This window comes from Thermococcus indicus (assembly GCF_006274605.1).
In the GTDB taxonomy this organism is placed as follows: Archaea; Methanobacteriota_B; Thermococci; order Thermococcales; family Thermococcaceae; genus Thermococcus; species Thermococcus indicus.
Map to the genome: position 1 here is coordinate 604,342 of NZ_CP040846.1, position 12,633 is coordinate 616,974.

Consider the following 12,633-nt stretch of genomic DNA (forward strand, 5'->3'; position numbering starts at 1 on the left):
AACATCGCTCCCCCTAATAGTTCCCTGGTGGAAAACATGGCGTATTCCAAGTGGGGAGTTCTCATCATAATGAGCGCGGCGCTCTTCATAATGTTCATCGACACCACGATGATGAACGTTTCAATAAGCGCCCTCGTAAGGGATCTTGACACAACCGTGGCCGGTGTTCAGGGCGCGATAACGCTCTACGCTCTCGTGATGGCGGCATTCATGATAACCGGCGCGAAACTCGTGGACATCTGGGGAACGAAGAAGGTCTTCTTCAGGGGGCTTGTGATATACACCGTTGGAACGTTGATGGCCGCCTTTGCCCCGAACCTCCCGGTTCTCCTCCTCGGCTGGTCGATTCTTGAGGGAATTGGAGCTTCAATGATGATGCCTGCAACCGTCACCTACATCACCAAGGCATACACCGGCAAGGACAGGGCCTTCGCCTTCGGTGTCTGGGGCGGCGTTGGAGGAGCTGCTGCAGCCTTCGGCCCCATAATCGGCGGTTTCTTCACGACCTACATAACCTGGCGTCTCGGTTTCTTTATGGAGGCGATAATAGCGGCCGGCATATTCTACGGCATGAAACTGCTCCACGATTACAGGCCTGAAAAGAAAGTCGAGCTAGACACCATCGGCGCGGCGCTCGTCGGCGTTGGTCTCTTTTTGCTCACACTTTCCGTCCTCATTATGGACCCACTCAGCAACCCGCCGGTTCTGCTCCTCATGGCGGCCGGCCTGATAGTCCTGGTCGTCTTCTGGAAGTACGAGGAGAGAAGGAAGGAGAGGGGCGAGGACGTGCTCATCGATGTCGACATCTTCAAGTCGAGGGTCTTCACCGTGGCCAACCTCGTCAGCATATTCTTCCAGCTGACGCTTGCGGGTCTAATATTCACCATTCCCGTCTTCGTCCAGCAGTACCTCCACTACAACGCCATCCAGACCGGCTTCGTAATAGTGCCCCTCTCGATAATGATGTTCATCTTCTCGATGAGCGGGCAGAAGTTCGCGAAGTACCTAACACCGAAGCAGATAATCCAGCTCGGCATAGCCCTTACCTTCGTCGGCCTCTACTTCCTCCTCCGCGTCCTGAAGCCTGAAGTTACTGGCTCGGACTTCGCCCTCGGTTTGGCCCTCTACGGCACCGGCTTTGGGCTGATATTCTCCCAGATAACCAACCTCGCCATGATGGGTGCAAAGCCGGAACAGCAGGCCGATGCGTCGGGAATATTCAACGCCCAGAAGCAGTTCGGCCTGTCGCTCGGAACGGCATTCATCGGTGCACTCCTCGTCCTCGGCGTCGTACACAGCATAACCCGGCAGATTTACGAGTCGGGCCTCTTCGAGGGGAGCAAGGAGCAGATAAAGGAGGCGGTGATTCAGTGGATAATCAAGATGCAGCAGGGGGAGCTCAACATCCCGCCCGAGTACCACGACGCGGTAATCAAAATGGTGAATGCATCTTTCATAGACACGATGAAGCTCGCGGTTATCTTCATGATGGGCGTTCTCGTCATCAGCGCGCTGCTATCCTTCTTCCTGCCGAGGGGGGAGAAGGCGGGGGAAAGTTAGCGATTGCCAGCTAAGACCCAGCCGACGGGCGGATGCTCCGCGCCTCTCTTCCACTTTTCATAACCCTCATCCCACCGCTCCAGAAGTTCGGCGCGCTTTTTCTCATCCTCTATCTTTTCCACGTATTCCCGCGGGATGTAGGCTAAGTAGTGCGGCAGGCCCGGCTCGAAGGTTCCGCTTTCGATTACCCTCCCTCCGGCCTTTTCGACGAGTTCAACCAGCTTTTCCAGCGTTGGATAATGTAAATCGTCCTTTTCACCGAGCAGAGCCTCGAATATCTCTTCCCTCAGGTTGTACAGCTCAAGGTGCGCCCTCTGCCTCTCGTTGTTTGCTATAAGAAGTTTTTTAACGTTAAAGTTCAAAATTTAACATCTAAAAAGAGTGTTGAATATAAAAACTGAAGGTGATGTTAATGGTTAGGGGGAATGTATTCACTATAAGTCCTCCTCTCGGAACTGAATTTTTTGATATGCTACAGGAGCAGATTACGAATGCAAAGAAACGGATATTTCTAGGAAGCGCTTTTTTAGATAGCAACATAGTGAGTAAGTTGAAAAATTTAAAATCTCCAGATGTTCCAATGTATGTGCTTCTTAGAGATAATAACAGGCCTAATAGAAGATTATATATCCCCGCTGATGATCCAAATAATGAGTTCTATGCAATAGCAGTACCCGCGCGTATGTATCATGGAAAACTCTACGTCATTGATAATATCTTTGTAGTAGGCTCTCACAATTTACTCACGTATTCTGTGACCCAAAATGAGGGAGAATTCAGCCTGATGTTACGTGGGGATTATGAAACAGTAACAACTTTGTTGTTTAATAGCTTATATTCTATTTTTGTAAAAAATAGTAGGACATCTCTAAACTTTATTGACGATAAATTAGGTGCATTATACTATTGGGGAGAGTGTCCTTTCTGTGGAACTGAAATTCTTTCTGATCCGTTTTCTATTATAAAGTGTCCTGACATAATGTATGGTGGGTATGTAGATGAGCAAGAATGTGGAGATTACCATGCATGTAAATACTGCCCTTACAATGCAGGTGCCCCAAAGGAGCCCTATCCTCGTCACGAGATTTATCTTTGTATCGATGGGTGTGGATTTGGAGTTGATTTTACATCAAAAGAACTTGTTTTTCACCATAACATTAATGACAAAAATCTTGAAAAGACTATTTGGAAATTTATTGAATTGTTCAATGGGTTGTCTACAATTAAAAATGAAAAGATAATTGCAAAAATGTTTAGAGACCTCGGATTTTTTGGAAAGATACATACTCTTGATTCTGTTAGAGACGTTGATATTTTCTCTGAGCACTTTGTTAGTGTTACATATTTTAAGAATAGATTGTCGGACTTCCTTAGAGCATTTGTTGAATTCATTGAAGAAGATATTGAAAAAACACTAGATATAAATAAGGGGGAATAATTACAAAATCCTTAACAAAAACTTACTCCACAAACACCGCAGGCTTCAGCGGCATCGCGGCCTTCTTCTTTCCTCCCCTGTCTTCCTCCGGATTGATGATTATCTCAACTCCAAGCTCCTTCTCCATGAAGTCCTTGGCTTCCCTCAGGGCCTTCTCCTCGTTGATGCGCTTCACGTCGAAGGCTCTCTCCTTTATGAGCCTCTGTATCAGCTTGCTGACCTCCTTGCCGTGTTTCCTCATCTCTGGGTCCTTCATCAGCTCCGCCATAGCCCCCTTGAAGTCCCTCTTCTCGGCGACGACTTCCACAACGCGCCACTTCCACTCTGGAGCCGTGTAGATGTAGGCCCTCTTGGCGTCCTCTATCTTGGCAACTCTGATGATCTCCTTGATGTCTTCGATGAGGTTCTTGACGAACTCCTCCTCGGCCTCGACCGTCTCGTTCCACCACTCCGGAACCGGCTCGGGCCACTTCGCCAGGCTGACGAAGCCCTCTCCACCGAGTTTCTCCCAGAGCTCCTCGCTGATGTGCGGCGTGAACGGCGCCATCAGCCTGACCCAGACCTCTGCGAGCTTTCTCAGGACGAAGCGCTTCGCCTCGTCGTCCCTGCCTTCGGTTCTCCTCATGTACCAGCGCAGGTCGTTGAGGATGCTGTAAAACGCCCACTGCACGGCAGTCCTCGTCCTGAACTCTTCGAGGGCCTTGGTAGCTCCCTCGATGGTCCTGTTCAGCCTGTGGAGCATCCACCTGTCGATGTCCTTGAGCTCGACGCCCTCTTTAGCCTCATAGTTCGAGAACTCGCTCACCAGCTCGTAGAAGCGCTCGACCTGCCTGCGGAGCTTTCCGACCTCCTTCCTGCGCCAGTCGAAGTCGCTGTCGTGCTCGGCCAGTCCCATGATGTAGAGCCTCACCACATCGGCACCGTTCTCCTCGATTGCGTCTATGAAGTTCAGCACGTTGCCCTTGCTCTTGCTCATCTTGGTGCCCTCGAGAGTTCCGAAGCCGTTGACGGCTATGCCCCTCGGCCAGTGCTCCTTCCTGAATATCGCCGTGTGGTTGAAGATGAAGAACGTCAGGTGGTTCGGGATGAGGTCTTTCGCCGAGCAGCGCCAGTCGAGCGGGTACCAGTACTCGAACTCCTCCTTCATCTCGCGGATCGTCTCCGCTGGGATTCCGGTCTTCTCGGCCAGCTCCCTCTCCTTCTCCTCGCTGAAGTCTTCCAGGAACAGGTAGTCGAAGAACTCCCTGTCGAGCTTCTCGGGGTCGAGTTTGCCCTCCTCCCTCAGCCTGTTCATGTGCCTGCTTATCGTGTAGTAGGCCATGTAAATGGTTGAGTCGCTCAGGCTCTCGATGACCCAGTCGGGGTCCCACGGGAGCGGCGTTCCAAGGCCGACCTTCCTCGCGCAGGCCTTCTTGTCGAGCCAGTCAACTATGGCCTCGAACTGTGTGCGCCTGCTCTCCGGATAGATGGTCATGTTCGCGAGGGCCTCGCGGGCCTTCTCCTTCCACTCGGGGTTTCCGTAGTCTATGAACCACTGGTCGTGGATTATCTTGATGACCGCCTGGTTGCCGAAGCGCGAGATGACCGGCTTCTCGGCGAACTCGTACATTATCTCCGCGGTTCCCTTCTCCTGGAGCTCCTTGGCTATGAGGTCTTTGGCCTCCTGGACGGACTTGCCGGCGTAGGGCTCTATCTTGAAGACTCCCTTGTGGTACTCGGCCTTGTAGATGTTCTTGGTGGCCTCTTCGAGCTTCTCAACGTCCTTCTGGCTCTTCACGCCGAGCTTCTCGGCTTCTTCAACCGCCGGGAAGTCGCCGTAGCCCTCGAGTTTGATCAGCGAGATGTAGCTTATTTCCTCCACGATTCTCGGGTCGACCTCGTACTTCAGCAGGATTTCTGTTTCCTTCTTGAGGTCTTCCAAGGCCACGTGGTCGAAGGGAGCATGAGCAGGAACGCTCATGACCACTCCGGTCGCGTTGTCCGGGTCAACGAACTCTGCCGGCAGGATGATGACCTCGTCGCCGGTGACCGGGTTCTTCACGTACTTGCCTATCAGCCTCTCGCCCTTGAATTCCTCCAGAACTTCAATTTCTCTGTCCTGGAAGGAGAGCTTGTAGGCAGCTTCCTTGCTGATTATCCATGTCTCCACCTTCTCGCCGCGCTTGACCTTCACCTTGACGTAGGTCGCCTCGGGGTTCAGCCACATGTTGGTAACGCCGTAAACGGTCTCGGGCCTCAGCGTCGCGGCCGGCATGTAGATTTCCTCGCCGTCCTCCTCCAGGACGAACTTGATGATGACGTAGTCCAGTATCTGGACGTCTTCGCCCTCCATTATGTCGTGGTCCCCGAGGGCGGTTCCAACGACAGGGTCCCACCTCACGCGGTGCGCTCCCTTAACTACAAGGCCTTTATCCTTGAGCGTCCAGAACTGCCACTCTATGAACTTGCTGAAGGGCGGGAAGAGGCTCGTCGTGTGGAACTCGCGCGTCCAGTCGACGGAGAAGCCGGCCCTGATGAAGGTCTCCCTGGCGGCCTTCATGAAGTAGTTGACTATCTCCCTGGGGTCTTCAAACTTCCAGAGTACCTCCTCCGGAACCTTGTAGACGTCGCGGTAGATGTGTATCGTCTTGGGGTCGCGGTTCTTTATCCTCTCGGCGATTCCGACTATCGGCGCACCGGTGATGTGCCACGCCATCGGGAACAGCACGTTGTAGCCCTGCATGCGCTTGAAGCGCGCTATGACGTCGGGAATCGTGTAGGTCCTCGCGTGGCCGACGTGGAGGTGTCCCGAGAGGTACGGGAAGGCAACCGTGATGTAGAACTTCTTCTCCTTTGGTTTCTCATTCGCCTTCGGTTCGAAGGCCTTCTCTTCCAGCCAGCGCTTCTGCCACTTCTCCTCAATGGCCTTGAAGTTAAGCTCAGCCATAGCCATACCTCCTCAGAATTTTTTCAAAAGAGCGTGAGCGATACTCCAGAATAGGGGTGTTATCTGGGAAATCAGGCGCGGTTGCGATTCCAGCGATGGAGAAGACACTCCCCCCTCATCGGCATCGGAGCGAGTAGGGTTCCTAATATTTAAACCTTTTGCTAAAACCTGTTTTGGGTGAGGGGCCTCCTGTATTTTATACTCCCTCGCAAGAATAAATTATTTAAGTGAGTGTTAGAAAGTCCTGTTGACATTAATCGTTGCCTATTGAGCATTCCCATTTGGGTGGTTTCCATGTCTGGGTCTCCCAAGTTAATCTCCGTTGAACATGTCACTAGTGGCCCAGTTGTAGTAGTGGGGAAGTATGAGGACTACAAATTCCTTCTGGACGAATACAAGCCTGAGGTTATTTATGCGTCGAATAAATACTTCTATTTCTGGGACGGTAGCAAGTTCTATGCTTTTGAAAGAAGGGGATATAAGACATTCGGGGACGTTGAGCTATCGATAAAACTTGGATTCTGGAATGCCGTGAAGAAACTTAAATCTGACGACTCTATTAAAAGTGTGAATGTGCATGGGGATGGCACGGTTACTGTAGCGGGCTATACTAAGACGGGGGAGTATGTGGAACTTCAGTTCGACTCCGAGGGTGATTTGTTCTATTATGCTATGGACAACGAATTTGAAGATTTTGAGGAATTTGTAGATGCGTTAAGACTTGGTTTTCTTGATGGAGAATCCTTCAGAAAAGCCCTTTCGGGTGGATTTGCAAACGCAATGGAATACTTCGATGCAGTTGCGGGAGGGTTTACCAGATTCGATGAATACGATGGAGCTAAACGCCTTAATATCAACAACCGTTGGGAATATGTGCTTTTTAAGGAACTCAATCAGATAAGGGCAGAGTATTCACTCAACACAATCGAGGAAGCCCACCTCATTAAGATTCTACGCGATATTGCCATCGGGGAGAAAATATCTCTTGAGATTCTATGGGACAAGCTACGCTCAGAGAGGAATAAGATTCTCCAGAAGTACAACGTATGGAATCAGGATATGAGCTGGTACGGGGAACCAAAAATCTTAACTGACCCAGAATCGCTCGGGGGATATCTTACGTCTTCGGAAATTATACGAAGATTTGGGGAGTACGATGAGAAGACCAAAGTTTTCACGAGGGTTCTGCCCGGTGGATTTTTGAGTGAAGACGAGTATAAAGACGCAATTTCTAGGGGTTACACCACCCGGCGCGAATATCTTGATGCACGGAAAAGGGGGTTTGTTGATTCCCTTGCCCAGCTACAGTTGAAGGAGCCGTTTACCATCTTCAAACCGGTAGATGACGTTTCAGAGACCCCTGATTCGGATATTAATTGGGAGTGTAGGATTAAATCCGGAAAATTCGTTGCTCGTAAGGAGCTAACGCTTAATGACCTGGGGATTTCAACGGAGGCTGAACTCTACAGATATGCCACTGATCGTGGTTTCCAGACATTTGGGGAGTTCTTTGAGTCCCTTCAACGAGGGACGCTGAAACGGGACGAATATATAGCCATTAAGAAGGGTGGGTTTAACAATGCATTGGAATTTTTGGTTGCTGAGAAGCTGGGATATTCAACAAGGACGGAGCTAGTGGCGTTAATCTATAAGGATTACAAGGAACTTAAGGCTCTAAAAGAAAAGTATCACCTCAAGACTTACGGCGATGCGTTGATACTTAGCCTGCTCCTCAATCTCAAAAAGGAGCGGCGGAAACTCAGCCTCGATGAGATATGGCAATGGTTAAAAGAATGTGAATATGCTTATTTCAACAGGGATTCCCTTTGGTACACTCTGGGAAGGAAGAGCGGGAACTACAAGACCTTTACCAGCAAAGAGGAATTAGAAAAATACCTCATTGCTCTCTTAAAGAGATATGGGAGCGACATTGGAACGTATGATATCGAGAGCAAGTCTTTCATGCCAAAGCTGCCTCCCGTCATTGTTGATGGGAGCAATGTAGCGTGGGAAGGCCGGGATAAAAGGCACGGGGAGAAGGCTCTGGCAAGGAACATTGTACTCGTCGTTGAGAAGCTGAAAGAACTTGGGTACTCCGATATTCACGTCTTTGTTGATGCTAGTCTTAGATACCAAGTGGAAGATAAAGGATTGCTGGAGAAACTAATTGACTCCGGGATTGTGGAGGTAATGCCCGCGGAAGTGCCTGCAGATGATTATGTAATAAAATACGCCAGAGATTTTGATGCTTACATAGTCTCCAACGACCGATATGTTGACTGGATAGAAAAGAACCCTAACCTCAAAGAGTTCATCAAAACACACAGGGTTACTTTCAAGATACACAAGGGAATCGTGCACTTTGACAAAAAGATTGAGGGTTTATGAGGGAGTTCATATGATTATCAGCTCCCTCTCTGCCCTTGTCAGCCTCTTTCCCCTCCCATCGTGAACGACGACGTCGTCCTCTATGCGAACACCGCCCAGGCCCGGAACGTAGATTCCGGGTTCTATAGTGAAGGTCATGCCGTTCTCCAGGGCCACGTTTCCGTCCGGGCCGATGTAGGGCTCTTCGTGGACGTCCAGCCCGAGTCCATGCCCGGTTCTGTGGGTGAAGTACTCGCCGTAGCCGGCTTTCGCTATCGTCTCCCTCGCGGCCCCGTCCACCTCCCTCGCGAGAACACCTTCACGGACGGCCCGGTATGCCCTCTCCTGTGCCTCTTTGACGACCTCGTAGATCTCCACCAGCCTCTCGTCCGGCCGTCCAAGGGCGATGGTTCTCGTGATGTCCGAGCAGTAGCCCTTCCACTTCGCCCCGTAGTCGAGTATCACCAGGTCGCCCTTCCTGAGCCTCCTGTCCCCGGGCGCGTGGTGGGGGTTGGCGGCGTTCTCACCGCCCGCCACTATCGGCTCGAAGGAAATCCCATCGCTGAGCTCCCTTATTGCCAGCTCTATCTTCAAAGCCAGCTCCCTCTCACGCATGCCAAGCAAATCCCAGCTCAGAATCTCATCGAAGACCCTGTCCGCTGCCTTGGCGGCGTGTCCCATCATCTCTATCTCGTGCCTGTCCTTTCTCATGCGGAGCTCCCTCATGAGCGAGCTCAGGGGGTGGAACTCGAAGCTGCCGAGGCGGATGACTTTCATGAGCCAGTCGGCCCGCATCGTGTCCTCTATGAGAAGTCTCCCGCCCGACAGGTGGAACTCCGCCAGGATCCAGGCGAGCTTGTCGTAGGGGTTCTCCCCGTCGCGCCAGAAGGTGACGGGATAGTTCCTGACAACGTTCTCGTAGAGGCTCGGGGCCAGGAGCCGGTAGTCGCCGTCGGCGCTCACAACCAGAACGGTGAGCCTCTCACCGGCCTCGTGGATGTGGAGGTCCGTGAGATAGTAGAGATTGGTCCCGGGACTGATCAGGGCACCGTCGAAGTTCCTTTCCTTCATGAGGGATACGAGTTTTTGAAGGCGCATCGGTTTCACCACGTTAACTACTCCGCAACCCTTAAAAACTCAACCTCGAACCTCGACCGACTAGGCGGGGCAAACCCGCGGGATGTTCCCGTAAGGGAGAACCACAAACTGGGAAGAGGTGAACGAGATGAGCATGTACAAGTACATTAGGGAAGCCTGGAAGAGCCCGAAGAAGAGCTACGTTGGGGACCTTCTCAAGGTCAGGATGATCAAGTGGAGGAGGGAGCCGGTCGTCGTCCGCGCCGAGAGGCCGACCAGGCTCGACCGCGCCCGCTCGCTCGGCTACCAGGCCAAGCAGGGCTACGTTATCGTCCGCGTCCGCGTCAGGAAGGGCGGAAGGAAGAGGCCCAGGTGGAAGGGCGGAAGGAAGCCGAGTAAGATGGGTCAGGTCAAGTACAGCCCGAAGAAGAGCCTCCAGTGGATCGCCGAGGAGAAGGCTGCTCGCAAGTTCCCGAACCTCGAGGTCCTCAACAGCTACTGGGTCGGCGAGGACGGAATGTACAGGTGGTTTGAGGTCATAATGGTCGATCCGCACCACCCGGTCATCAAGGCCGACCCCAAGATCAACTGGATCACCGGCAAGGCCCACAAGGGTCGCGTCTTCCGCGGACTCACCAGCGCCGGCAGGAAGAGCCGCGGCCTGAGGAACAAGGGCAAGGGCGCCGAGAAGGTCAGGCCCAGCATAAGGGCCAACAAGGGCAAGGGCAAGTGATTTCTCTTCTACTCTTTTGATCGTTCACTGTCTAAAGCTTAGAGTCCAGTTGGGGCTTCTTCTGCTTCTCGTTCTAACCCGTTGCATCGTCGTGCAACTCACTTACTCGGGCTTTTTTGAACTGAAAACCGGAAGGATTTTTACGTATAGTAAGAAGAAAGTTTATAAAGGATAAATCATCCAAATAGTAATGTGGGAACTATAATGAGGTGGGCCATATGCGGTGGAAGCCGCTGTTCGCAGTCATCCTTGGGCTGCTGGTGGTGGGGGTGACAGCGGCTGGAACAAATACATCCGCGGAGGTGGCAAAGGAATCTGACAAAGATACGTTGGACATTGACCCCATATCAACTCCAACGGGCAAAATGATGTACTTTTACGGGGAGGATGCAGTGAAAGCCCTAGTAGAGATGAATCGCAAAAACCTGACGCTTAGAATAGTCCCCAGCCAGGAGTTATCTCAAGTAACATTCTTGGGAGTATATGAGGATACCGGCGGTAGAGTATATTACTACATCGTAGAGGGGCCCGTAAAAAAGGAGACCGTCCTAAGGGACTTCGTTAAAAAGGCAAAGAACTTCTCGCAGAGGCCGGCACGCAGGAAGATATCGATAATGGGACGAACCCGAGATTGGACCGAGGTTGGAGCAGTCACATGGAAGAAGGTCTTCATCGGAAACACAATGGAGATGGGAGTAATGGCGGAATTCAGCTACGTCTCCACAACATCGGGGATGAAATACTACCTTGTGGAAATCCATCAGTCGAGCAATCCCAAGAGGAGCGACATAGCCGTTGATGAGATGGCCGTCGACATAAGTGTTCCGACTAGGATACCCCTTTCGGAGGTATGGATAAGCAAGTGGCTACCCAAAATGGATGGGGGACCTAAAAAATACTACTCATACACTTCAACAATAAACGTAGAAGGAAACTTGCTCAGTTATTCCGCCTCTGCATCAACAAGTGAGGAAACCAACGACGGCGTCACGTTCAGGTGGAAGGTTAAGAGTCGCGAGATTGGAAGGAACGTTGAGTTCATCCACTACGACTTTGTAAAGAAGATTGGAAGTGGACGCCTCTCAAGACCAGCTTATGGAATAATCCTCGATGCAAACCCCAGCGTTATCGTTGTCTCCAAGCCGAACACAGCCCGGCTATCCTTTGAGGCCCGGGTGAAGTTCAACGTTGCCAACTGGATGATTATCCCAACGGATACACTGAAATTCGAGGTTGAGGTCAGCCCCAAGGGCGTGAGAGAATATAGGTCCTGAGGGGAAATGAGGTGAACCGACGAGCTTTCATCTTTATTCTTTTCATGATTTTAACCACCGCATATCCAGACAATGCGCTCGCTCAAAACTGGACGCTCGGAGATGCCGTGATTTCAGAGGGAGGAATGTACGCTCTAACAGAGAACGGCACCATAGTAAAGATGACCCTTACTGGGATTCCTGAATTGACCATCAAAATTCCAGACGAAATTCATGTTCTTAATATTGTCCCGGCCGGTGATGGCGTTCTTCTTGTAGGCGATGAAGTTCTAGCCAAGTTCAGTACAGATGGGGACCTCATCTGGGCAAAAAACATGAGCGTGGATGATGCAACGGTTCTGCCAAATGGAAACGTTGCGTTTACCCGTGGAAAGGTTGTTGGGGTTCTGGACTCAAATGGGAACGTTCTATGGATCGGCCGGCTTACACTGGGGCGAATCAACGAATCATTGTCCAGTGGAAGTGTACAACTAACCACCATAACATACATTGAAAAGATAATCATCGTAGCGGGAACCGCCAGTTTTTCCGAAGACCCCAGGTCTCACATTTTCCTAGCGGCGATTTCGTTAAACGGGACTCTCAACTGGGCCGAAGTCCTCAACACGGGTTATTATGATAGGCCTGAGGAATCATCACCATTGGGGGGTTATGCCGTCGTTGCAGGCGTCTACGGTGGTGGAAGCGATGCGCCGTGGATAGCCAACTACTTTGTCCTGAAGATCTCTTCAGGCAGTGAAATTGAGTGGTTCAATTCCTATCAATGTCCCCGCGAGGAAGACTGGGACGACTTCTGGAGTATAAAAATACTGGGTGTATCCTGTAACGAAAAGATGTGCGCTCTCGGAACCATGAGGGAGACTTTTGTCATTGATGAAAATGGAACCCCCTTAGCGTATCTCAATACTACCGGGAAGGTCGCAGAAATCGTTGATGGTTCCTTACGTGTTCTCTCAAACGGGGCTCTGCTTAAAATTAATCCTGAACAAAATGCCGAAGCAGGAAAGTGTTACATGGGGTGGGTACCTTTCAGTGAGATGCCGGTTCAAGTGGAAATTCGCCCTGCGGAGTTCAGTGCACCAGACGTCCCTTTGAATGTGCTGGTAGTGCAGAGAACGGAACGTTCTGGTGAAGAACATTCTGGATTTAAATCCCACTCCGAGAAATGGTGGAACAATGGAGAATATGTGGGTATCGCGCTCTTAATTGCTGTGATACTCGCGGTCACTCTAATGTTAGCCAAACGTGAGTCGTAGAG

The 12,633-nt window shown here is 51.2% G+C and carries 9 protein-coding genes; 6 read left to right on the forward strand and 3 right to left on the reverse strand.

Annotated elements, in window-relative coordinates; translation table 11 throughout:
- Window positions 1-36: 36 nt before the first annotated feature.
- Window positions 37-1,560, forward strand: coding sequence for an MFS transporter (locus FH039_RS03310; RefSeq protein WP_139681601.1), 1,524 nt, complete (start codon window positions 37-39; stop codon window positions 1,558-1,560).
- On the opposite strand, the gene FH039_RS03315 is transcribed toward FH039_RS03310, so the two are convergent.
- Window positions 1,557-1,922 carry a hypothetical protein gene (locus tag FH039_RS03315; RefSeq protein ID WP_240703263.1) on the reverse strand — a complete coding sequence of 122 codons (366 nt, stop codon included), beginning with the start codon at window positions 1,920-1,922 and terminating at the stop codon, window positions 1,557-1,559. The two genes, FH039_RS03310 and FH039_RS03315, sit on opposite strands and share 4 nt — an antisense overlap.
- Before the next feature lie 44 nt (window positions 1,923-1,966).
- Between FH039_RS03315 and FH039_RS03320 the strand changes: the two genes are divergently transcribed.
- Window positions 1,967-2,998, forward strand: coding sequence for a phospholipase D-like domain-containing protein (locus FH039_RS03320; protein ID WP_240703300.1), 1,032 nt, complete (start codon window positions 1,967-1,969; stop codon window positions 2,996-2,998).
- A gap of 22 nt (window positions 2,999-3,020) precedes the next feature.
- Here FH039_RS03320 and leuS read toward each other — a convergent pair whose 3' ends face one another.
- Window positions 3,021-5,924 carry a leucine--tRNA ligase gene (leuS, locus tag FH039_RS03325; protein WP_139680199.1) on the reverse strand — a complete coding sequence of 968 codons (2,904 nt, stop codon included), beginning with the start codon at window positions 5,922-5,924 and terminating at the stop codon, window positions 3,021-3,023.
- 354 nt (window positions 5,925-6,278) lie between these two features.
- Here leuS and FH039_RS03330 point away from each other — a divergent pair, with 354 nt between their 5' ends.
- The gene (locus tag FH039_RS03330) at window positions 6,279-8,312 is read left to right on the forward strand and encodes an NYN domain-containing protein (RefSeq protein WP_206206163.1); all 2,034 of its coding nucleotides are present in this window, start codon (window positions 6,279-6,281) and stop codon (window positions 8,310-8,312) included.
- A gap of 6 nt (window positions 8,313-8,318) precedes the next feature.
- Here the strand turns inward: FH039_RS03330 and FH039_RS03335 are convergent, their stop codons facing one another.
- On the reverse strand, window positions 8,319-9,389 hold the full coding sequence (locus FH039_RS03335) for a M24 family metallopeptidase (protein WP_139681602.1): 1,071 nt from the start codon (window positions 9,387-9,389) through the stop codon (window positions 8,319-8,321).
- Between the two features lie 127 nt (window positions 9,390-9,516).
- Between FH039_RS03335 and FH039_RS03340 the strand changes: the two genes are divergently transcribed.
- The 3 genes from FH039_RS03340 (at window position 9,517) to FH039_RS03350 (ending at window position 12,631) form a co-directional block, all read left to right on the forward strand.
- Window positions 9,517-10,101, forward strand: a complete 585-nt coding sequence (locus tag FH039_RS03340; protein WP_139680201.1) for a 50S ribosomal protein L15e — start codon at window positions 9,517-9,519, stop codon at window positions 10,099-10,101.
- 218 nt (window positions 10,102-10,319) lie between these two features.
- A complete protein-coding gene (locus FH039_RS03345) occupies window positions 10,320-11,375 on the forward strand; it encodes a hypothetical protein (protein ID WP_139680202.1) in 1,056 nt (351 codons plus the stop codon).
- Window positions 11,376-11,386: 11 nt separating this feature from the next.
- On the forward strand, window positions 11,387-12,631 hold the full coding sequence (locus tag FH039_RS03350; RefSeq protein WP_139680203.1) for a hypothetical protein: 1,245 nt from the start codon (window positions 11,387-11,389) through the stop codon (window positions 12,629-12,631).
- Window positions 12,632-12,633 lie beyond the last annotated feature (2 nt).

What these genes read in the sequence shown, in the direction of transcription:
- FH039_RS03310 (WP_139681601.1), top strand. Translation starts at nt 37, where the DNA reads ATGGCGTATTCCAAGTGGGGAGTTCTCATCATAATGAGCGCGGCGCTC.
- FH039_RS03340 (WP_139680201.1), top strand. Translation starts at nt 9,517, where the DNA reads ATGAGCATGTACAAGTACATTAGGGAAGCCTGGAAGAGCCCGAAGAAG.
- FH039_RS03320 (WP_240703300.1), top strand. Translation starts at nt 1,967, where the DNA reads ATGTTAATGGTTAGGGGGAATGTATTCACTATAAGTCCTCCTCTCGGA.
- FH039_RS03345 (WP_139680202.1), top strand. Translation starts at nt 10,320, where the DNA reads ATGCGGTGGAAGCCGCTGTTCGCAGTCATCCTTGGGCTGCTGGTGGTG.
- leuS (WP_139680199.1), bottom strand. Translation starts at nt 5,924, where the DNA reads ATGGCTGAGCTTAACTTCAAGGCCATTGAGGAGAAGTGGCAGAAGCGC.
- FH039_RS03335 (WP_139681602.1), bottom strand. Translation starts at nt 9,389, where the DNA reads ATGCGCCTTCAAAAACTCGTATCCCTCATGAAGGAAAGGAACTTCGAC.